The following is a 22,129-nucleotide window of genomic DNA, read 5'->3' as shown; positions in this document are numbered from 1 at the left end:
GTCACGAAGAGAGCCGGACAAGGGCGTTCAGCATCAGCTGGGCGCCCTTTTCGATATCCGCCCAGTCGCTCCATTCCTCCGGCGCGTGGCTGATGCCGTTGCGCGACGGGATGAAGACGAGACCGGACGGGCAGAAGGATTGCATGGTCTGGGCGTCGTGTCCGGCGCCGGAGGGCATGTCGAGCGCCGCATGGCCCAGCGTACCGGCTTCCTCCATCAGCATGGCATGCAGCTCCGCATCCAGCGCGACGGGCGAAAGCCAGCTCTTCTCCTCGATCGACAGCGCCAGTCCGTGCCGGGCGGCAGCCGTTTCGAGTTTCGTGCGCACAGCGTCGCGCAAGCCCAGCATCACCTCTTCGGACGTGTCGCGCAGGATGATCGAGAATTCGGCCGCGCCGGGGATCGTGTGCGCATGGTTGGGATGGACCTCCACCTTGCCGATGGTGATCCGGCTTTGCTCCGTTCCGTGAATGGCGATCGTGTCGGTGATCGTCCCGGCAAAATCCGCGAGCCCCGCGAATGCATCGGCGCGCATCTCCATCGGCGTCGTGCCCGAATGGTTCGCCACGCCGTCGAAACGCACCTGCAGGAAGCAGACGCCCGACACGGCATTGGCGATCCCGAGCGGGATTTCGGCATGTTCGAGCACCGGCCCCTGCTCGATATGCAGCTCCAGAAACGCGGAGATCGAGCCCGGCGCCCAGCCGGCGTCGAGTGCCCCGAACGCGTCGAGCCCCTGGTCCCGCATCGCGTCTACCAGACGCACGCCGTCCGCGTCGGAGGCCTGCTCGATCCAGTCGCGCGTGACCCGTCCCGCGATCGTCTGCGAGCCGAGCATGCCGCCAAAACGGCCTTCCTCCTCAGCCGTCGCCGCGACGACGATGGCGGTCTTCGGCACATGGCCGGCCGCGCGCATGGCCCGCACGCATTCCAGCGCCACGCAGGCGCCAAGCGATCCGTCGAAGGCGCCGCCTTCCGGCACGGTGTCGAGATGCGAGCCCGCCATGATGCACGGACCGGTCTCCGGTCCGAAGCGTCCGAACAGGTTGTTCACCGCGTCGCGGCTGACCTGCAATCCGTCACTGCCCATCTCGCGGGCGAACCAGTCGCGCACGGCCATGTCCTCGCCGGAATAGCCGACGCGATTGTAGCCGCCGGTTACGGCGTTGAATCCAAAGACGTTTACGCCGTCGAGCAGGCGGCGCAGTCGGTCGATATCGATGACGGGCGCAGTGTGGCTCATGGTGCGGACGGGCATGCCTTCCATTTTCCGGGCAGGTGACGGATCAAGGATGCACAAAAATTTATCATAATAAATGCTTGCATGAATTTTAATTTTCCGAATTAATTGAATCCCATCTGCAACGATGGAGATCGCCATGAAGAGACTTCTGGCCGCTGCGGTAACAGTCGCATCGCTCGCATTCGCCTCACCGTCCCTGGCACAAACGCCGCCAAATGTTCTGGTCGTCGGCCAGATCGCGGAGCCCAAGTCGCTCGATCCTTCTGCCGTGACCGCGCAGAACGACTTCCGCATCCTGCTCAACATGTATGACGGCCTCGTGCGCTACAAGGACGGCACGCTGGAGGTCGAGCCCGCGCTGGCCGAAAGCTGGACGATCTCCGATGACGGCCTGACCTACACGTTCAAGCTGCGCGAGGGTGTGTCCTTCCACGACGGCTCGCCGTTCAATGCGGAGGCGGTCAAGTTCACCTTCGAACGCATGCTGAACGAGGATCACCCCTATCACGACACGGGCCCGTTCCCGCTGGCCTTCTATTTCTCCTCGATCGACACCGTGACCGCCATTGACGACACGACGGTCGAGTTCAAGCTGAAGGAGCCCTATGCGCCCTTCCTCTCGAACCTCGCTTACGCCACCGGCCTCATCGTTTCGCCCAAGGGCGTAATGGACAATGGCGCCGATTTCGGCCGCAACCCGTCGGGCACCGGCGCGTTCAAATTCGCCGAGTGGGAAGCCAACTCGAAAGTGGTGGTCACCCGTAACGAGGATTACTGGGATGGCGCCGCGCCGCTCGAAGCGGTGATCTACCGCCCGATCACCGACACCAACACCCGCATCGCCGAGATGCTTTCCGGCGGCATCGACGTCATGCCGGAAGTTCCGCCGGACAGCCTGCAGCAGTTCCGCAGCGATGCGAACTACACCGTCTACGAACAGGTTGGCCCGCATGTCTGGTTCCTGATCCTCAACGCCAAGGAAGGCCCGTTCGCCAACAAGGCGGTGCGTCAGGCGGCCAACTACGCGATCAACAAGACCGCGCTGGTCGACAACATCCTGCAGGGCACGGCTGCCGTCGCCAACGGACCGACGCCGCCGGCCTTCAACTGGGCCTACAATGAAAGCCTGGAGCCCTATCCCTACGATCCGGAAAAGGCCAAGGCGCTGCTCGAGGAAGCCGGCTATGACGGCGAACCGGTGACGTTCTACGTCACGGAGGGCGGCTCCGGCATGCTCGATCCGATCGCCATGGGCACGGCTATCCAGGCCGATCTCGAAGCCGTCGGCATGGACGTCAACATCGAGACCTACGAGTGGAATACCTTCCTCGGCAAGGTCAATCCGGGTCTCGAAGGCAAGGCCGACATGGCCGAAATGGCCTGGATGACCAACGATCCGGACACGCTGCCGTTCCTGGCGCTGCGCTCCGAGGCCTTCCCGGACAAGGGCGGCTTCAACTCCGGCTACTACTCCAATCCGGAAGTCGACGAACTGCTCAACAAGGCGCGCCAGGCCACCGATCAGGGCGAACGCGCCGAGCTCTACAAGAAGATGCAGGAAATCGTGCAGGAAGACGCACCCTGGGTCTTCGTCGCCAACTGGAAGCAGAACGCCGTCACCAAGGCGAGCGTCGAGAACTTCAAGCTGCAGCCTTCCTTCTTCCTGATGCTTCAGGACGTGGCGAAGCCGCAGTAACGATGACAAGCCGCCGGCTTCCGGGCCGGCGGCTTCCCCCCATTCTCACGCGGAGCCCGCCTTGTCGGCCTATATCGCCAAGCGCCTTCTGGCTGCGATCCCGGTCATCTTTGGCCTGACCATCATCGTCTTCCTGATCATGGCGATGATCCCCGGCGACCCGGCGACGGCCATTCTCGGCTCCTACGCGACCCCTGAAAACGTCGAGAAGCTGAACCGCGATCTTGGCCTCGACAAGCCTCTCGTGCAGCAATATTTCATCTGGCTCGGCAACATGCTGCAGGGCGATTTCGGACGCTCCTACACGCTCAACCGGCCCGTCATCGACGAGGTTCTGGAGCGTTTTTCCGCGACGCTCATCCTCGCCGGAACATCGCTCGTCCTGTGCTCCGTCCTCGGCCTGATCGCCGGTGTGATCTCCGCCGTTCGGCAATATTCCTGGGTCGACAAGGCCATCACCTTCGTCGTCCTGATCGGCATCTCCGTGCCGTCTTTCTGGCTCGGCCTCCTGCTGATCCTCGTCTTCGCCGTCAATCTGAAGTGGTTTCCTGCGTCGGGCATGTACGCCATCTATGGCGGCGGCGACCTGCCCGATCTTCTCAAGCACCTCTTTCTCCCGGCCCTGACGCTCGCCGTGGTCGCCACTGGCGTTATCGCCCGGCTGACCCGCACCGCAATGCTGGAAGTGCTTCGCCAGGATTTCATCCGCACGGCCCGCGCCAAGGGCGTCACCGAGAACACCGTCATCTACAAACATGCATTCAAGGCGGCCCTCGTGACCGTCATTCCCGTGATCGGCATCCAGGCCGGCTTCGTGCTCGGCGGGGCGGTCTATATCGAGACCGTGTTCCAGTGGCCGGGCATCGGCTCGATGCTGGTCAAGGCGATCTCGACGCGTGACCTGCTGCTCGTGCAGGGCGGCGTTCTGGTCGTCGCCAGCGCCTATGTGCTGTTCAACCTCGCGGCCGACGTCGTCCAGACCATACTCGATCCGAGGTTGCGCTGATGGCCGATGCGACCGCCACGACCGCCGCCCAAAAGCCGGCGAAGAAGCCGAAGGGACGCCCGGACAGCCTGTCGCTGTTGCTCAACAACACGCTGGCGACCGCCGGCCTGGTCGTTTTCGCACTGATTGTTCTGGCCGCGCTCGCCGCGCCGCTTCTGCCATTGCCGGACCCGGACGCGACAGCGCCCGCCGACCGCCTCCTGCGCCCCTTGGCTGAAGGCCATCTGCTCGGCACCGACGCGCTCGGCCGCGACATCCTCTCGCGCCTGCTCTGGGGCACGCAGGTCAGCCTTCTCGTCGGCATTTCCGCCACGCTGATCGCCGCCTTTTTCGGCTCGCTGATCGGCCTTGTCGCCGGCTATGCCGGCGGCCGTGTCGATACGCTGCTGATGCGCGGCATCGATATGGTCATGGCCTTTCCCTACATCCTGCTGGCGCTGGCCATCGTCGCCGTGCTCGGCCCCGGCCTTCTGAATGCGCTCTACGCCATCGCGGTCGTCAACATCCCCTTCTTCGCGCGCAATATCCGCGGCATCGCGCTCGGCCTGTCGCGCCGCGAATTCGTCGATGCGGCGCGGTTGTCGGGCAAGTCAAACGCGCAGATCCTGTTCATCGAGGTGCTGCCCAACGTGCTGCCGGTGATCATCATCACCATGTCCACCACGATCGGCTGGATGATTCTCGAAACGGCGGGCCTCTCCTTCCTCGGTCTCGGTGCGCAGCCGCCCCAGGCCGATCTCGGCTCGATGCTCGGCGACGGCCGCAAGATTCTCTTCACCGCGCCGCATGTCTCGATCATCCCCGGCGTGATGATCTTCGCGCTCGTCATGAGCATCAACCTGCTCGGCGACGGCGTGCGCGACGTGCTCGACCCGCGCCTGAAATCCGGCGCGCTGACGAGGCCCGTGGCGCGCACCGCCGTCATGCGCGAGGACATCCCGGACGTCACGCCCCGTCCGGACACCGTCCTCGATGTGCGCGGCCTGAAGACCGAATTCCGCTTCGGCGGCGAAATCTACAAGGCGGTCGGCGGCGTCGATCTTGCCGTCGGGCAGGGCGAGTGCCTTGGCGTTGTTGGCGAATCCGGCTCCGGCAAATCGGTGACCGCGATGTCGATCATGGGACTGGTCCCCACGCCGCCCGGCCGCATCGCCGGTGGCGCGGCGCTGCTCGATGGCGAGGACCTGTTCGCCGCCTCCGACGAGCGCATCCGCAAATTGCGCGGCTCCGCCGTCTCCCATGTCTTCCAGGATCCGCTTTCGACGCTGCATCCGCTGTTCACCGTCGGCGACCAGCTGGTCGAGGCGATCCAGGCGCATCAGCCGCTGTCGAAAAGGGAGGCGACCGCCAAGGCCGCCGATCTTCTGAAGGTCGTCCGCATCCCCAATCCGGCGGAACGCTTGAAGGCCTATCCGCACGAACTCTCCGGCGGCATGCGCCAGCGCGTCTGCATCGCCATGGCGCTCGCCGACGACGCGAAGATCATCATCGCCGACGAACCGACCACCGCGCTCGACGTCACCGTGCAGGCACAGGTGCTGTCGCTGCTGGATACGCTGCGCAAGGAAAAGAATGCGGGAATTCTCTTCATCACCCATGATTTCGGCGTCGTCTCGGCGATCTGCGACCGCGTCGCCGTGATGTATGCCGGCAAGTTCGTCGAAACCGGCACGACCGAGGAAATCCTCAATTCCCCCGCCCATCCCTACACCGCCAAGCTGATCGATTGCGTTCCGGTGCTCGGCGAGCCCGGACGCCGTCTCGACGCCATCGAGGGCCGGCCGCCCGTGGTCAACAACCTGCCGGTCGGTTGCGCCTTCGCGGCGCGCTGTCCGCGCGCGCAGGACGATTGCCGCGCCGCGCCGATCCCGCTCACCGAGATGGGCAAGGGGCGTACGGTGCGCTGTATCCACCCGCTCACCGGAGACGATGCCGATGTCTGACGCGCCGCTTCTGTCCATCGAGAAGGCCGAGCGCGTCTTTGGCGGCGGCCGGTCCCTGTTCGGGCAGCCGAAACCGGCGGTCCACGCCGTTCAGGACGTCACCATCGAGGTGCGCAAGGGCGAAACGCTGGGCGTCGTCGGCGAATCCGGCTGCGGCAAGTCCACGCTCGCGCGCATGATCGTCGGTCTCGACGCGCCGACAGGCGGCCGCATCGTCTTCGACGGACGCGATCTCGTCGCCGAGGCCGGCCATGATCTGCGCCGCCTGTCGCGCGAGGTGCAGTATGTCTTCCAGGACCCTGTCGCCTCGCTCAATCCGCGCAAGACGATCCGCACCATCCTCGAAGCGCCGCTGCGCTATCTGCTCGATCTCGACCGGCCGGCGCGCGAGAAACGCCTCGGCGAACTGATGGACGCCGTCAATCTCGCGCCGGAATTCCTCGACCGCTACCCGCATGAATTCTCCGGCGGGCAGGCGCAGCGCATCGGCATCGCCCGCGCGCTTGCCGCCGATCCGAAGCTGATCGTGCTCGACGAACCGGTGTCCGCGCTCGACGTCTCCGTGCAGGCGCAGGTGCTCAATATCCTCGACGGTCTCAAGGACCAGTTCGGCCTGACCTATGTCTTCATCAGCCACGATCTCTCGGTGGTCGAAAGCGTCAGCGACCGGGTCGCGGTGATGTATTTCGGACGTATCGTGGAGATCGGGGCGGGAAAGACCATCTTCCGTTCGCCGCGCCATCCCTACACGCATCTGCTGCTGAATTCGGCGCCCGCGCCCGGCCGTCGCTCGCTGATTGCGGAGGACGCCAACACGGAATTGCCCGATCCCTACAATCCGCCGCCGGGATGCGCCTTCTACGCGCGCTGCCCCCGCCACACGGACGAATGCAACAGGGCGGTTCCGCCGCTTGCCGGGGCGGCCGGAGACGAGACGCACAGGGCCGCATGTTTCCACCCGCACGAGAGCAAGTGACGCCGCATGGAGGAGAGCGCGCCAAGACCTGAGCCTGTGTCGGTGACGCCGGCGCGCCGCCGAAAGCGTCCCGATATCGCGGCCGACGCGATCCGCGACCGCATCGTCGAGGCGGGCCTGTCGCCCGGCGACCGCGTGCCCTCCGAGTGGCTTGACCCGGAAGCGGTCAAGGTTTCGCGCGGCACATTGCGCGAGGCGCTCAAGATCCTCGAATTCCAGGGGCTGATCGCCTCCAAGACCGGACCCGGCGGCGGAATCTTCGTTACCGCGATCGCGTCCGACAATGCGATCCGCATGCTGGACAATCTCTTCCTGTTTTCGCCACCCACGATCGCGGACATCTACGCCATCCGCAAGCTGGTCGAGCCGGAACTCGCTGCGTCCGCCGCGACCGGATCGCTCTCCGTCCCGGCTTTCGAGGCGATGCGCGCGACCATCCGGCTCTACGAGGACGAACCGGCCACGGCAGAGGAGGAATATCGCCAGCGGCTCGCCGAGCTCGATTTCCACGCCGAGCTCGCCCGCAACAGCCCGAACCGCCTCCTGGGGTTCGTCGCCGTGTTCCTGCTCTCACTCCTGCGCGACATGACCGTATGCCGAGAGATCTACCAGGAGCCGCATCCCGAACTGCGCGAGACCGGCCTGCATTATCAGGTCCGCCTCCTGCGCGCGATCCGCGCCGGCGACGCCGACCGGGCGCGCGAAATCATGCGCGACCACATGGTCGAGGCGGAAAAATACATGCTGGAGAGGGCGGCCGTGCGCAAGCGGTCGGGATCGACGCAATGAGCGGACACGCTGCCCCATGGCGCACCATCCATGCCGACCATTGCCATTGCGGCTGGGACAACGCGCTGGAACCGGTGACCACCGTCGCGCCCGGCGAGACGCTGACGCTGCAATGCCACGACGCGGGCGACGGGCACTACACGAAAAACAGCACCGCCGCAGACATCGCCACCATGGACCCGGGCCGCGTCAATCCGGTCACCGGACCCGTCTTCATCGATGGCGCGGAACCAGGCGACGCGCTGAAGGTCACCATTCGCGACTTCGCCCCGTCTGGCTTCGGCTGGAGTGCCATCATCCCGGGCTTCGGCCTGCTGGCCGACCAGTTCACCGAACCGCGCCTGCATCTCTGGAACTATGACCGCACGGCGAAGGCCCCGGCGGTCTTCAACACCCTGGCGCGCGTGCCGCTCAAGCCGTTCGCGGGCACCATCGGCGTGGCGCTCGCCGAACCGGGCCGGCACGACATCATTCCGCCGCGCCGCACCGGCGGCAACATGGACATCCGTGACATGGCGGCGGGAACGGAGCTCTGGTTGCCGGTCGAGGTGGCGGGCGCGTTGTTCTCCGTCGGTGACACTCATGCCGCGCAGGGCGACGGCGAGGTTTGCGGCACCGCCATCGAAAGCGCGATGGACATCACCGTGACCCTCGATCTGGTCAAGGGCGCCGCGCCGCCATTCCCGCGCTTTTCGACGCCGGGTCCGGTGACGCGCCATCTCGATGCGGCGGGTTACGACGTGACGACCGGTATCGGCCCGGACCTGATGGCCGCGGCCCGCGACGCTGTCTCCGGCATGGTCGATCATCTCGCGGCTGCACGCGGCCTCGCCCCGGAGGACGCCTATATTCTTTGCTCGGTTTGCGGCGATCTGCGCATCAGCGAGGTCGTCGACGCGCCCAACTGGGTCGTGTCGTTCTACTTTCCGCGCATCATCTTCGAGTAGCGCTCGCCTTACGCGCTCTGGCGTTCGTCGCGGCTGAGCGACGGGTCGAGCATTTTCGGCCGGAAGACGACGTTTTCGGGCGTCTCGCGCGCGATCTGGCGCGCAAGCGCCGCGGCTGCCTCCTCGCCGAAACTCTGCTCCCATTCGCGCAGCACCGGCTTGTAGGTGCCGAGCGCCGCCATGGCCGCCGATTTCTGATCGCGCGAGGCATGTGCCTGCAGCCTGACGGCGAAGCAGACCAGCGAGTCGACGTCCGAATAGGAGGCGTTGTTGACCGGAACGGCGAACACCGCCGCGTCGCCGAGGAAACCGGCATGCAGCGCATGATCGTCGAGCGCCGAGCCGATCACGCCGAGCGGCTTGGACGGTTGGGCGTATCCCGCCATCGCAGGCGACGGAGCCACCCCGGTCAGCCGGACGACCGGGCCGTCCTTCGTCTGGTCGACATCGAGAAGCGCCGTCCACTCGATCTCGTCGATCAGCCGCGAAACGGCCGCCAGCACCTTGCGGTTGTCGAAGGTCATGCGGCTGTCGGCCACGCCGAGTGACGACAGAGCCTCGCGGATCGACGATGACAGCGCGTCTTCCGGGCGGCTGGTGCCGACCGTCACGGTCTTGGCCTGGTGGCGGATCGTGTCGATCGGCCGCGAGGTTTCCTCGAATGTGTGGCGCACCGGTCCGAGCGCGGCCTGTGCCACGTCCCGGGCGGTCGCGGCGTCATCCGCGCGGCCGAGATCGCGCGAGAGCTTCGCCAGCATCGCGAGATCGTTCGCGCCGAGACCGGAATTGAACGCGCCCGCCGCACCCTCGTCGATGAAGGCGTCGAGCTTGTCGAGAAGCGCCTGCCGGTCCGCGCCGGGATCGTCCATCGCCACAAGACCGAGATCGGCCAGGATCGTCTTCAGGAGTTGCGCGGCGCGGTCGATGGCGCGGGCTGCGTGGAAGCCGAACATGTGGCCCGCGACCGTCGCCAGCACGAAGGCCAGATCGCCGCCGATCTTCGGCAGGGCGATTACCCGTTCCGCATATTCCGCGAAGGCGGCGGCATCCGCGCCCTCGGTCGCGAATACGATCGGCCGGCCGTTATGCGCCTTGAAGATCGCCACTTCCTTGACCACGTCGCCGACGAGATCGCCGGGCAGGTCATTGGCGACGACAAGCGTCAGCGGCTCGGTCGAAAGGTCGATATGCTTCTTGTCCTCGGTGTAGTCGACCGGGATCGACTTGTAGCAGAGCTCCGACAATTTGATGCGGATTTCCAGCGCCGCCGTGTGGTTCACGCCGGATCCGGTCACCGCCCAGTATCTTGCCTGCGGCGCGAAACTGCGGGCGCATTCGGCGATCTGCTCTTCCTTGTCGAGAACCTCACCGATCAGCGCGGGCATTCGTTCGAGTTCGCCCATCTCGTAGGCGATCTCGATCTCCGTCATCGTGTTTAGCGCGTCAGCGAGGAAAAGCGCGGTCAGCTTGCCGGCCGTCAGCTGCGAATAGAACGCCTTGGTCGAGGCGACCGACATTTCCACGTCGCGGCCGTCGGAGGTGAACAGCACCGAATCCGCCTTGCGCACGAGATCGGAGTTGCGGCGGTTGACGATGGCGTGGATCGAGGCTCCGCGCTCACGGGCGAGATCGACGGCGCGGTTCGTGTCGGTCGTCGTGCCCGACTGCGATACGGCGATCACCAGCGCGTTGCGGAATTCGTAGCTCTCGATTTCGGCCGACATTTCCGAGGACCGCAGGGCGATGACGGGTATGTCGAGCCGGCTTTCGTAGCCGAGCGCCTTTTCGATCAGATGCGCGATGCCGACGGCGGCAACGCCCGCTGTGCCCTGGCCGATCACGTAGACGCGGCTGATACCGAGCGCCACGGCCTTGCGCATCGAGGCCCAGATATCGGTCGGCAACTCGTCGAAGGCGATCAGTCCGCCGTCGCGGCGGTAGCGTCCGCGCAGCGTCTTGGCCACGCTTTCCGGTCCATCATGGATTTCTTTTTCGAGATAGAACTCGAAGCCGCCGCGATAGATGTCGCGCGCGAAGATTTGGATCGGCTCCGGCTTGATCGCCGCCGGCGTGCCGTCGGAAACGCCGACCATCTCCGGCTGCGCGGAGTCGCCGGAAAGACGGATCACCGAACCGCCCGCGACCGAGCGGGCGAGGTTGTAGGAGGCGCGCGCCACATTGCACAGCCCGTAGACCTCGGAGGCGAACATCCAGCCGTCGGCGAGCCGGGCCGCATGCAGGCCTTGGCCGGAGCCTTTCTGCGCGAGGAAGGCGTCGCCCGGCTGGCTGGGATCGATGCAGCCGACCGCGATCGAGCCGTCGAGACGGCGCACGGCCGTGCGGAACCGGTCCAGCATGTCGCCGCCATCCGCGCCGGCGCTGCGATGCGCGATCGGGATGATCTTGGCGTCGGTGGTGATCGACGGGTCGATGGCGAGCTGGCGGTTGGTCACCAGTTCGGCGATCAGCTCCACGTGGTTGTCCACGTCGCCGTTCAGCGCGTACATCGCGCCCAGCGAAACGCCGGACTGGCCGCTTTCGTCCTGTGTCAGCGACGGATTGTGCGGGTGGCAGTTGGCGACAGAGATCACGCCATGCGACGCCCAGCGTGTATGCGAGAGAACGCCGGCCCGGGTCGCGTCCGCGGCAAGCGCCCACAACAGCCGGTCGGCGCGGATCGCCGCGCGCAGCGCCGCGCCATTGTCGCCCAGCCGGCCGACGAGATTCGCGGTCTTGTAGACGAAGGTCAGCGACCGCGTGCCGCCGCCATTTTCATGCATATAGACCGCGAGATGATCCGCATGCAGCGCCGAACACCGTTTGGCGAATTCTTCCGTCAGGTCGCCCGGCAGCGCGTCGACGCAATTCTCGGGAAGCTGGATCTGGATGGCGATGCCGGCCGAATCGCGGCCGCGTACCTCCAGCCGGTCGATTGCCCGCAGCACGTGCTCTGTGGCAAGCGCCACTTTCGCCGCGTTGCCGCGCGCCGCGTCGATGCCGTCGGCGACGAGCGCGATCGCTTCGCCCGTCTGGGCGACGAGTTCCTCGCGCAACTGCCATTCATAGTCGCGCAGGCTCTCGATCACCGGGTCGAGATCGGTGCGTCCTTTCTTGGACAGGTCGGTCAGGGCGCCCGCCTGTTTGCCCAGCGTGTCGGCAAGGGACGCGACGCCGGCCTTAAAGGCCGCATCGAAGGCGATCCGTTCCGCCATCCGGAATGACATCAGCTCCGCGAACCGGTCCTGCAACGCGGTGACCGCGCCGTGCAGCGTCTCCACGGCGGCGAGGCCGGCGGGTGCCGCTGCTACATCGGCGGCGACCGTATCGAGCCAGCCGGTGTCTGCTTCATCTGCGCCGAAACGGCCGGTTACGAATCCTGCGATGCCACACATGTCATATCCCCGAAATATCCCGGCCGAAGAGAATCCCTTTGACGAAGCGAATCCTCTTCGATCTTGAAACGTCGCCTTTCGAAATTTCTCAAGCGAAATCCGGACCCGGCCGCACTCACTTGTTCTTGCATGATGTAACCTGCGAAATTGCGGCAGGCTCCGTTTTTTCATTTCGCGCCGGAGAAATCCGCTGGAAATCCAATGATAACCGGCGTTTTTCGAGAATCGACACTGCCGTTTTTGTGCCACACTCATATGTGAGATTTGGTTAATCGGCATATTGAGCCGATGTCCGGCTAAGGCCCGTCCCCCGCCGATCCGGACAGGTGGCAGCCTAATCCCCCTCTCCAGGCTGCCACTTTTAGAACCTTTTCGCTTAGCCGCCGTGCACGACCTCCGCACGGCGGCTTCATTTTTTCCGGCCCCCGCTTTCCCGCCACTTTACATTGCCCTGCGACGCGCGCAGGAATCGCCGCGATTCCAGCCCCAGACGTCCAGCGGAGATTGTCATGACCAGCGCGCATGCGGCCCACCCCCTCGATCCCGTCCTCAAGCGCATCGACGAAAACCTCGCCGACAGCCTGATGCGGGTGTTCGAACTGGTCCGCATCCCGTCCATCTCCACCGATCCGGCCTATGCCGCCTCCTGCCGCGAGGCCGGCGAATGGCTGGTCGCCGAGCTGACCGAACTGGGCTTCGACGCCTCGCTGCGTGACACGCCCGGCCATCCGATGGTCGTGGCGTATCACGACGGCCGCAAGCCGGACGCGCCGCACGTGCTCTTTTACGGCCACTATGATGTCCAGCCGGTCGACCCGCTCGACCTGTGGGACAACGACCCCTTCCAGCCCGCGGTGCGCGACGGCGCCGACGGGGCCAAGATCATCACCGGACGCGGCATCGCCGACGACAAGGGCCAGCTGATGACCTTCGTCGAGGCCTGCCGCGCCTACAAAGAGGTCCATGGCGATCTTCCCTGCAAGGTCACCATCCTGTTCGAGGGCGAGGAGGAGTCCGGGTCGGGTTCGCTGAAACCTTTCCTCGACGCCAATGCCGACGAACTGAAGGCCGATTACGCGCTGGTCTGCGATACCTCGATGTGGGACGCGCGCACCCCCGCCATCTCGACCGGCCTGCGCGGTCTCGTCGGCGAGGAGATCACCGTCCAGGCCGCCGACCGCGACCTCCATTCGGGCTATTTCGGCGGCGCTGCGGCCAACCCGATCCATATCCTGTCGAAGATACTCGCCGACATGCACGACGCCGACGGCAAGGTGACGATCCCGAATTTCTACGACGGCGTCGAACAGACGCCGAAGGAAATCCTCGACCAGTGGGAAAGCCTCGGCCAGACGGCGGAAACCTTCCTCGGCGAGGTCGGCCTGGCGATCCCCTCCGGCGAAAAGGGCCGCTCTGTGCTCGAACTCACCTGGGCGCGCCCGACCGCCGAGGTCAACGGCATCACCGGCGGCTACACCGGCGAGGGTTTCAAGACGGTCATCCCGGCCAAGGCGTCGGCCAAGGTCTCTTTCCGACTCGTCGGCAAGCAGGACCCGGACGCCATCCGCGAGAATTTCCGCGAATTCGTGCGCAGCCGCATTCCCGCCGACTGCACGGTGTCGTTCCGCGAGCATGGCGGTTCGCCCGGCATCCAGCTCGCCTATGATTCCCCGGTCCTGCAAAAGGCGAAGGAAGCGCTGTCCGACGAGTGGCCCAACCCGGCCGTGATGATCGGCATGGGCGGCTCCATCCCCGTGGTTGGCGATTTCCAGACCATGCTCGGCATGGAATCCGTGCTTGTCGGCTTCGGTCTCGCCGACGACCGCATCCATTCCCCCAACGAGAAATACGCCCTCAAGAGCTTCCACAAGGGCCAGCGCTCATGGGCCCGCATCCTCGACGCGCTCGCCGAAGGGTGACGCGCTAACGGGCTGCGTCGGGCAACTGCAACATGCGGGCAACAGTCTGCTCGAATGAGCGGGACTGTTCAATCACCCAGTCGCGAAACCGCGATTGCAGCGAGCTCAGCCGTCGTCCGCTGACCGAGAGCAGGCGGTAGCGATAGCCGGTCTCCATGTGGTTCGCGACGCCGAACGGCGTGACCAGCAGCCCGCTCTCGATGGCGTCATGGGCCTCGGTGATGCCGCACAGCACCAGCCCGTGGCCGGCGATGGCGGCCTGCAGCCCCGAGCTGATCTTCGAATACCGCACCCCGCCGCCATCGTCTCCGTCGGCGATGTCGAACGCCCGGCACCAGTCGCGCCAGCCGGCCCATTTCGGATCGGGCGTCCTGTTGTCCAGATGCACGCGCGGTATTGCCGCCAGCGATGTCGTCTCCTCGGACAAGGCATATTGCTCGCGAAACACCGGCGTGCAGACCGGAAGCACGTAATCCCCGAAGAGATCGACCGCATCCAGGCCGTCTTCAGGCGGCGGGCTGTAGCGGATGGCGAAATCGAACCCGTCTGCGGCAAGGTCGATGCGCCTGTTGGCGGCGTTGAGACGAAGATCGACGGCCGAATTGCGGCTGTAGAAATCCGAGATCCGCTTCGTGAACCAGTTCTCCGCGAAGGATTCGGGAAGCGTGATCGCGACGCGGTTGGACGCGCCGTCGTCTCTCAGTTCCGAAAGAACGCCGTCGATGATCGAGAAGCCCGATGTCAGCCGCGCCTTGAGCCGGGCCGCGTCGTCTGTGGGATGCGCGCCGGCCGATGTCCTCGAAAACAGGCTGCGCCCGATGAACGCCTCCAGCCCCCTGATCTGCTGTCCGACCGCGGCCGTGGTGACGCCGAGTTCGTCCGCCGCCGCGCGGAAGGAGCCGGTGCGCAGCACGGCCTCGAAGGCCCTGAGCGCGTTCAGATGCGAGAGTTTCATACCTTCACAGTAAAGATTTTCTTTCGCAGAGGCGAGATAAAATGACCTGAAATCCCGATCGTTCGCTGCAATCATGGCTCTGTTGAAGGCTGCACCCACGGATGACAATAGAAATTGTTTTGGAAGGCGCAGCCGGAATCGAAGGAGAAGGACGCCATGAAGAAATATGTGATCGAGCGCGAAATTCCCGGGGTCGGCGCCATGAGCGCGGAGGACCTTGCCGCTGCATCGGCGAAATCGAACGAGGCGCTGGCGCGGTTGGGCCCGACGATCCAGTGGCAGCATTCCTATGTCGCCGGCGACAGGACCTTCTGCGTCTATCTCGCCGATAGCGAGGACGATATCCGCAGGCATGCCGAGGAAAGCGGGTTTCCCGCCAACCGGATCATCGAAGTGTCGACCATGATCGACCCGACCACCGCGTGAGGATGGAAGCGATGTATACGCTTTTTTGGGAGCGCCTGTCCGGCGCGATCGCGCCGCAGGCGATGCTGGAGGAAATCGGCGCGGACTACCGGAAGGTTTATGTCGACATGGCCGCCGGCGAGCATCGGGGCAGCGCCTTTCGCGAGATCAACCCGGCCATGCGGGTGCCGGCCCTGCGAATGCCCGATGGCGTGGTCATCGGCGAGACGGCGGCCATTGCGCTCGTTCTGGGGGAACGGCACCCCGAGGCGGGGCTTGTTCCCGCTGTCGGAGACGCGGATCGGGCGACCTTCCTGTTCTGGCTGATGGCGATGGCGACGGGCGGCTACCCCGTTTTCTCGAGGGCATGGCATCCCGAACAGTTCACATTCGACGATGCGGCCAACGAGACCGTCAGCCTTGTCGCGCTGAAGCAACTGGACGAGTTCTTCGCCATCATCGACGGCGCCATTGCCGGGAAGCCGTATTTCCTCGCGCGAGGATTTTCCGCGCTGGACATCTACCTGACGATGCTCACCGAGTGGATGTCGGACAAACCGGCCCTGTTCGCTGCCAATTCGAAAGTTGCCCGCTTGTGCAGCGCGGTGGCTGAACGGCCTGCCTATCGGGCGGTGATGGAGCAACACGCCTGAGCGCAATTCGAACCATTCCCTTCATCGTCCCTTAACTCTGCCTTAAATCGCCGCATTTAGGGTTCAGGCGCCGTATCTGTTTTGCGTAACGGACCTGATTTCGCCCATGGCCAGCCGAAAGAAACCGAAAAGCCGCGTCGAACCGCGTTTCGACGATGCGCCGAAGCGCAAGCGTTCGGCCGGTCTGACGGCGACCGAAGATGATCGCGCCGCGCCGCCGCGCCGCAAGAAGCCGGCCGCCAAGCGCAAGGCGTCCGGCGCGCGCAAACCGAAGAAGAAGACCGCCCGTTCGCGCCGCGCGCGGCTGGGTCTCACCGGCCTGATCGGCGGTCTCGTCTACTGGTCCTTCATCATGGCCATCTGGGGCGGCGTTGCTGTTGCCGGTGTCGTCGCCTGGTATGGCGCGCAGATGCCCTCCGCGACCACCTGGGAAATCCCGGACCGGCCGCCCAACGTCAAGATCGTCGCCGTCAACGGCTCTCTGGTCGCCAATCGCGGCGCCACCGGCGGCGAGGCGCTCGGCATCCACCAGATGTCCCCCTATATCCCGCAGGCGGTCGTCGCCATCGAGGACCGGCGCTTCTATTCGCATTTCGGCGTCGATCCGATCGGTCTCGCCCGCGCGATGGTCGCCAACGTCATGGCGGGCCGGCTGGTGCAGGGTGGTTCAACGCTGACCCAGCAATTGGCCAAGAACATGTTCCTGTCGCCGGACCGCACGGTCGGCCGCAAGGTGCAGGAAGTGCTGCTCGCCGTCTGGCTGGAGAGCAAATACACCAAGAACCAGATCCTCGAAATGTATCTGAACCGGGTCTATTTCGGCTCCGGAGCCTATGGCGTCGAGGCGGCGTCGCGGCGCTATTTCTCCAAGTCCGCGCGCGACGTGACCCTGCCGGAAGCGGCGCTTCTCGCGGGTCTGCTGAAAGCGCCGTCGCGGCTGTCGCCCGCCCGCAATCCGCATCTGGCCGAGGAACGCGCCCAGATCGTGCTGGCCGCCATGCGCGAGCAGGGCATCGTGACCGACAGCGAAATGACGGCGGCCCTCACGCGCCCCGCCACCCGTGCCGCTGCCTACTGGACCGGCTCGGAAAACTATGTCGCCGACGCGGTGATGGAGGAACTGCCCGAACTGATCGGTGAGATCCGCCAGGACGTGATCGTCGATACCACCGTCGATCTCGTGCTGCAGAAATTCGGTGAAAACGCCATTCGCAACCTGATCGCCAAGGAAGGCGAAAGCCGCAACGTCGGTCAGGGCGCGCTCGTTTCCATCGACAACACCGGCGCGGTGCGCGCCATGGTCGGCGGTTACGATTACGCCAACTCCCAGTTCGATCGCTCCACCGAGGCGAAACGCCAGCCGGGCTCCGCCTTCAAGCCCTTCGTCTACGTCACGGCGCTGGAACAGGGCATGACACCGGATTCCGTGCGCAACGACGCACCGGTGAAGATCGGAAAATGGTCGCCGGAGAATTACGGCGGCAAGTATCTGGGGCCGGTAACGCTGGAGACGGCGCTGTCGAAGTCGCTGAACTCCGTCGCGGCCCAGCTCATCATGGAGGTCGGCGCCGGCAATGTCGTCAAGACCGCCGCGCGCATGGGCATCCATTCGAAGCTGGAACCCAACGCCTCACTGGCGCTGGGCACCTCGGAAGTCACGCTGATGGAGCTGACATCGGCCTATGTGCCCTTCGCCAATGGCGGGTACCGCGCCGATCCCTATGTCATCCGCCGTGTCACGACGCTCGACGGCAAGGTGCTTTACGAGCACACGGCCGACAACATGTCCCGCGCCATCTCTCCCGGCGTCGCCGGCATGATGAACCGCATGATGTCGAAGACGGTCACCGAGGGCACGGCCCGCGCCGCCCGTTTCGACCATCCCGCCGCCGGCAAGACCGGCACCAGCCAGAAATCGCGTGACGCATGGTTCGTCGGCTACACCGCCAATCTGACCACCGGCGTCTGGTTCGGCAATGACGACGGCTCGCCGACCAACAAGGTCACCGGCGGCTCGCTGCCGGCACAGGCGTGGAAGGCCTTCATGGTCGAGGCGCATGAGGGCGTGCCCGTGGCCCGTCTGCCGGGCTATCGCAGGAACACGGTCACCCCGGCGGCGCGTCCCGCCGCACCGCGCGAGGATGTCCCGATGTCGCAAAACGTCTTCCCGCCGAAGCCCGACCGCACCCCGACCGCATCGACCGGCGCGCCGCGTCCGAAGGTCGGTGTCGGCCAGAACGACGGCGGCGGGCGCACGGTGCTGGATATCCTGCTCGGCCGCTGACCCGCTATCCCAGCGCCTCGACCAGCGGCTTGAGGTGCTTTTCGTATTTGCGCCACGCAGCCGAACTGCCCGAATACATTCTGCGGCGAACTTGCGCCGCGCTGGCCGTCGAGACAGTGCGCCGTGTCTCATGGAAGGCGAGGCAGCGCGGGTCCCAGTCGAGGCCGCACAAATCGAGCAGCCGGCGCGTTTCCGCTTCCTGGTTTTCGGTCAGCGTCTCGTAGTCGATATGGTGGATCCGGTCGCCGAAGCGGTCCCGCCAGAAGGCCATCAGGTCGCGGTAAAGCCGGTAATACTCCGCGATGGCGTCGAGATCGAAACTGAATTGCAGCCCGCGCGACGGAAAGAAGGTGCGGTAGATCGACCATGCCGTGACCACCGGGTCGCGCGCGACATGGATGATCGTCGCCTCGGGAAGCGCTGTCGCGATGAAGCCGATCCAGCGGAAATTGAGCGGCATCTTGTCGGTGATGACGGGCTCCGCGACGCCGAGACCGTCGAGCGCGCCGAGATAGCGCTCCCTGATCTCCGCCGGTTCCGCCGTGTCGAGACGCGTGCCGGAGAGCGTCGGCCGGACGGCCTGCCGGAGGAATTGCAGTTCTCCGCCGCCATGCACTTGTGGGTGGCTTGCCAGCACCTGCTCTGTGAGCGAGGTCCCCGAACGCGGCATGCCGAGAATGAAGACCGGCCGCTTACCCGTCGTCTCCGCCGGCAGGACCGGGCGGTCCATGTCGAAATGCCCCTTGATCGCGGCAAAGAGTTTTTTCTGGTCCGGCATCGGGTCTGGGAAGGCGTCCCGCCGCAGCCGGTTCCCGGCGTCGAAATGCGCGAAGGCCCTGTCCGTCTCTCCGGTATCGTCCAGCGCCTTGGCGAGCGCGAAATGGACTTGCGCCCGGTCCGTCGCGGCGTCGGATGCCAGCAAGGTCTCCATCACGCCGATCTGCGGATCGCCGGGCGCGTAGGTCTTGATGATGCTCAGATTGCGGTGGGCGTCAGCCTGGCGCGGGTTGATCCGCAGCGCGGCCTCGAAATCGGCGGCGGCCGCGTCGAGACGCCCGAGATGGCTGTAGGCATTGCCGCGATTGTTCAGCGCTTCGGCGAATTCCGGCCGCGCCGCAAGCGCCCGGTCGAGATAGGCGAGCGCCTCCTCCTGCCGGTCGAGCGCGTTGAGCGCATTGGCGTAATTGTTGAGCGCGTCGGGATGGGCCGGGTCGAGCGTCAGCGCCTTGTCGAGATGGGCGATGGCGTCGCCGGGATGGCCGGTTGCCGTCAGCGCCGCGGCAAGATTGTTCAGGATATCCGGCGAGTTCGGCGAGAGGTCGAGCGCCTTGCGGTAGCAGGCGATCGCCTTGTCCTGCGCGCCGAGACCCGCATGGCAGGCGCCGGCGATAGTGTGCGGGAAGGCGACACCCGGATGCCGCGCGGCCAGCGCGGTCGCTTGCGCCAGCGCCTCCTGCAAATGGCCCTTCTGGTAGAGCGCCAGCAGCGCATTTGCCGTTTCGCGGGTGAGGGCGGGGCCGCCGGGCCGCGCCTTTGGCTGCGACAGCGCCTTCAGACCGTCAAGCGCGCGCCGGTTGTCGGGGAACCGCGCCAGCACCGAGCGCAGAAGCTGTTCGGCGTCGTCCGTCGCGCCCTTGCGGGCAAGCGATTGCGCCTTGCGCAGTGTCTGGTCGACGGACATGACGCGCTCCGCTCAGCTGCCCTGGCGACGGGCCCAGGATTCCAGCAGCGGGAAAACCGGCTCGATCTGCACGCGGTAATCCTCCCACCGGCCCGCGCGGTCCGCGAAAAGGGGTTCGGGCCCGGCCCGCGCCATGCCGTCCGGGTCGACCCCGAGAAAGCGCGCCAGCGCCGCCGTCTCGTCCGCCGGATTGGCGAGCAGCTCTTCATAGCGGATTTCATGGACGGCAAGCGCGAGCCTGTCGCGGTAGCATGTCCACAGCCGCATCGCCCGGTCATAGAGCGTCGCGCCCGTCTCCAGGTCGAGGAAATTCCCCATGATGTCGTCCGGGGCGGATGCCTCGGTGAAACAGGACAGGACGCAATCGCAGGGGTGCCGCAGCGCCATGACGAAACGCGCCCGTGGGAAAACCCGTTCGATCAGGCCCGCGCTCGCCATGTTGAGCGGCACGCTGTCGATCACCGTCCCGTACCCGGTCTCCAGATCGAGATGCCGGTCCAGTTCCTCGAAATAGACGCCGCGCAGCAAGTCGATATCGTCCGCGGTCAGCATCTGCAGCCGCTCGCGGTCGGGACTCTCGCCAAGCGCCTGCGCCATCCGCGCGACCATCGGCTTGTTCTCCACCAGCGCGATGTCGGGATGGCCGCGCAATATCGCGCCGAGCCGGTCCGTGCCCGATTGCGGGAACCCGACAAGGAAGACCGGCGTGCGCGGATGCGCCGCCACGACGTCCTCCCAGGGTGCGCCGTCCGTTTCCGAGAAGGAGGCGGCGAGGTCTTCCAGATCGCGCATATATCGCACCGGGTCGGCGGTGCGGGCAGCCGGTTGTGCGCCGCGGCGCGAATTGAGCGCTGCATGGTGCTTGAAGGCGGCGTCGAAGTCGCCGAGCCGCTCGCAGCTTTCCGCAAGCAGGGAAAGCCGCCCGTCGGCCATCTCCCGTGTGAGACCGTCCGACGGCATGCGGTCCAGGCAACGCCGCGCCGTCGCGTAATCGCCATCCAGCGCGGCCTGCCGCGCGATCCGGTAGAGGATTCGCGGATCGTCCTCGCCGCATGATTTGCGCGCCGCCGACACGGCGGTCCGCAGGTCTTTGTCGAGGTCGCTGCGGTCCAGCAAGCCGCAAAAGGCGTCATGCGCATCGACGTTTCGTGGCTCGATCCTGATGACGTGTTCGAGGCAGCGTATCGCGGCCCCGGTCTCGTCCAACTGCTCAAGCGCCGCCGACAGGGCGATAAAGCCCGGCACATGGCCATTGTCGATGGCGAGCGCGCGATGACAGGCTTCCGCGCCTTCCTGCGCCCGGCCGAGCCGGATCAGGCAACGCCCGAGCTTGGCATGAGTGTCGGCCATGTTCGGCCGCGCCTCGATGGCCGTCCGATAGGCGTCCGCCGCCTCTTCGTACTCACCGCACTGCATCAGCGCATCGCCGAGCCTCCCATGCGCCTCGGCGAAACCCGGCCGCAACTCGCACGCGCGCCGCAAACTGCCGACCGCTTCCCGGTGGCGTCCAAGCGCCGCAAGCGCGATGCTGAGATTGTTGTGGGCTTCCGCGAAATCGGGCTTCAGCGTCACGGCCGTCGCGAGGTTGCCGATCGCCTCTTCATGGCGGCCGATCCTGTTGAGCGCATCGCCCAGATTGTTGTGGCCTTCCGGGCGATTCGGCCGAAGCGCGATCGCGCGCCTGTAGCTGCCAATTGCCTGGTGGCTTTGGCCGAGCGCGCTGTGAATGGCGCCCGCGAGATTGTGGAGGAGGGGGAGGTTGTAATGCACCGCGATCAACTCGCGGGTCTTTTCGAGCGCCTCTTCGTAGCGGCGGTCGCGATACAGACCGAAAACCTCGTTGGCCTGCTGCTGTGTCAGGGTAGGGCCGACCGGCGGAGCGCCCGGCATTGCGCCGGTCGTTTGCTGGCCTTGTGTCGCCTCGTCCGGTTGAACCGTCCGGCCGACGGGATGTAATTGCGCCGTCATCGTGCCGGGAGCGCCCTCCCTTGTGTGTCTGTCACATGACAATGACAGTATTTCCTTGCCCGAAACTGCCCGGCCGGCCGGGCCGCCGGCCTGTGAAGGCGTTCGGCCCAGCGGGATTTTTCCGGTGAATGGTCCGAATTTCGCGCCGACAGCAGACTTGCAGGCTCAAAAACCGGTTCTTATATACGCCGCAACGCCGTCGCACCCGCTGCGGAGGCGAATTTAATCCGGTAACAGGGACCGCTTGATGGAATGCCGGAACGGGTCCGGGC

General features: G+C 65.6%; 15 protein-coding genes. 10 read left to right on the top strand and 5 right to left on the bottom strand.

The genetic code is table 11. The features are described 5' to 3' along the window. Position 1: 1 nt before the first annotated feature. Complete coding sequence (locus tag ACQK2M_RS24005) at positions 2-1,258, bottom strand: Zn-dependent hydrolase (protein WP_425419889.1); 1,257 nt, start codon at positions 1,256-1,258, stop codon at positions 2-4. Positions 1,259-1,379: 121 nt separating this feature from the next. Here ACQK2M_RS24005 and ACQK2M_RS24000 point away from each other — a divergent pair, with 121 nt between their 5' ends. The 6 genes from ACQK2M_RS24000 (at position 1,380) to ACQK2M_RS23975 (ending at position 8,600) form a co-directional block, all read left to right on the top strand. Continuing rightward, entirely contained in the window at positions 1,380-2,939 is a 1,560-nt protein-coding gene (locus tag ACQK2M_RS24000) for an ABC transporter substrate-binding protein (RefSeq protein WP_425419888.1), read from the top strand. 61 nt (positions 2,940-3,000) lie between these two features. After that, on the top strand, positions 3,001-3,945 hold the full coding sequence (locus tag ACQK2M_RS23995) for an ABC transporter permease (RefSeq protein ID WP_425419887.1): 945 nt from the start codon (positions 3,001-3,003) through the stop codon (positions 3,943-3,945). Then, positions 3,945-5,888 carry a dipeptide/oligopeptide/nickel ABC transporter permease/ATP-binding protein gene (locus tag ACQK2M_RS23990; RefSeq protein WP_425419886.1) on the top strand — a complete coding sequence of 648 codons (1,944 nt, stop codon included), beginning with the start codon at positions 3,945-3,947 and terminating at the stop codon, positions 5,886-5,888. Before ACQK2M_RS23995 ends, ACQK2M_RS23990 begins: the two co-directional genes overlap by 1 nt. Further along, a complete protein-coding gene (locus ACQK2M_RS23985) occupies positions 5,881-6,864 on the top strand; it encodes an ABC transporter ATP-binding protein (protein ID WP_223479101.1) in 984 nt (327 codons plus the stop codon). Before ACQK2M_RS23990 ends, ACQK2M_RS23985 begins: the two co-directional genes overlap by 8 nt. Before the next feature lie 6 nt (positions 6,865-6,870). Then, entirely contained in the window at positions 6,871-7,653 is a 783-nt protein-coding gene (locus tag ACQK2M_RS23980; protein ID WP_425419885.1) for a FadR/GntR family transcriptional regulator, read from the top strand. Beyond that, positions 7,650-8,600 (top strand): acetamidase/formamidase family protein, encoded by a 951-nt coding sequence (locus ACQK2M_RS23975; protein ID WP_425419884.1) that lies wholly within the window; start codon positions 7,650-7,652, stop codon positions 8,598-8,600. The genes ACQK2M_RS23980 and ACQK2M_RS23975 overlap by 4 nt, the downstream gene beginning before the upstream one ends. Positions 8,601-8,608: 8 nt before the next feature. On the opposite strand, the gene ACQK2M_RS23970 is transcribed toward ACQK2M_RS23975, so the two are convergent. Further along, positions 8,609-11,992 carry an SIS domain-containing protein gene (locus tag ACQK2M_RS23970; RefSeq protein ID WP_425419883.1) on the bottom strand — a complete coding sequence of 1,128 codons (3,384 nt, stop codon included), beginning with the start codon at positions 11,990-11,992 and terminating at the stop codon, positions 8,609-8,611. A gap of 509 nt (positions 11,993-12,501) precedes the next feature. Between ACQK2M_RS23970 and ACQK2M_RS23965 the strand changes: the two genes are divergently transcribed. Further along, positions 12,502-13,911 (top strand): M20/M25/M40 family metallo-hydrolase, encoded by a 1,410-nt coding sequence (locus tag ACQK2M_RS23965; protein WP_425419882.1) that lies wholly within the window; start codon positions 12,502-12,504, stop codon positions 13,909-13,911. Between the two features lie 4 nt (positions 13,912-13,915). Here ACQK2M_RS23965 and ACQK2M_RS23960 read toward each other — a convergent pair whose 3' ends face one another. Beyond that, a complete protein-coding gene (locus ACQK2M_RS23960) occupies positions 13,916-14,866 on the bottom strand; it encodes a LysR family transcriptional regulator (RefSeq protein ID WP_425419881.1) in 951 nt (316 codons plus the stop codon). Between the two features lie 156 nt (positions 14,867-15,022). Here ACQK2M_RS23960 and ACQK2M_RS23955 point away from each other — a divergent pair, with 156 nt between their 5' ends. The 3 genes from ACQK2M_RS23955 to ACQK2M_RS23945 all read left to right on the top strand — a co-directional run bounded on the left by ACQK2M_RS23955 (position 15,023) and on the right by ACQK2M_RS23945 (position 18,208). Beyond that, positions 15,023-15,292, top strand: a complete 270-nt coding sequence (locus ACQK2M_RS23955) for a DUF4242 domain-containing protein (protein ID WP_425419880.1) — start codon at positions 15,023-15,025, stop codon at positions 15,290-15,292. 11 nt (positions 15,293-15,303) lie between these two features. Beyond that, on the top strand, positions 15,304-15,924 hold the full coding sequence (locus ACQK2M_RS23950) for a glutathione S-transferase family protein (protein ID WP_425419879.1): 621 nt from the start codon (positions 15,304-15,306) through the stop codon (positions 15,922-15,924). Between the two features lie 106 nt (positions 15,925-16,030). Continuing rightward, positions 16,031-18,208: a transglycosylase domain-containing protein gene (locus ACQK2M_RS23945; protein WP_425419878.1), complete on the top strand. Its 2,178-nt coding sequence runs from the start codon at positions 16,031-16,033 to the stop codon at positions 18,206-18,208. Positions 18,209-18,212: 4 nt separating this feature from the next. Here the strand turns inward: ACQK2M_RS23945 and ACQK2M_RS23940 are convergent, their stop codons facing one another. Together ACQK2M_RS23940 and ACQK2M_RS23935 are read right to left on the bottom strand one after the other, a co-directional pair. Continuing rightward, a complete protein-coding gene (locus ACQK2M_RS23940; protein ID WP_425419877.1) occupies positions 18,213-19,889 on the bottom strand; it encodes a tetratricopeptide repeat protein in 1,677 nt (558 codons plus the stop codon). 12 nt (positions 19,890-19,901) lie between these two features. Continuing rightward, positions 19,902-21,857, bottom strand: coding sequence for a tetratricopeptide repeat protein (locus ACQK2M_RS23935; RefSeq protein ID WP_425419876.1), 1,956 nt, complete (start codon positions 21,855-21,857; stop codon positions 19,902-19,904). Between the last annotated feature and the right edge of the window lie 272 nt (positions 21,858-22,129).

It is taken from the genome of Oricola indica, assembly GCF_965227485.1.
In the GTDB taxonomy this organism is placed as follows: Bacteria; Pseudomonadota; Alphaproteobacteria; order Rhizobiales; family Rhizobiaceae; genus Oricola; species Oricola indica.
This window is presented reverse-complemented; position numbering and strand designations above follow the sequence as displayed.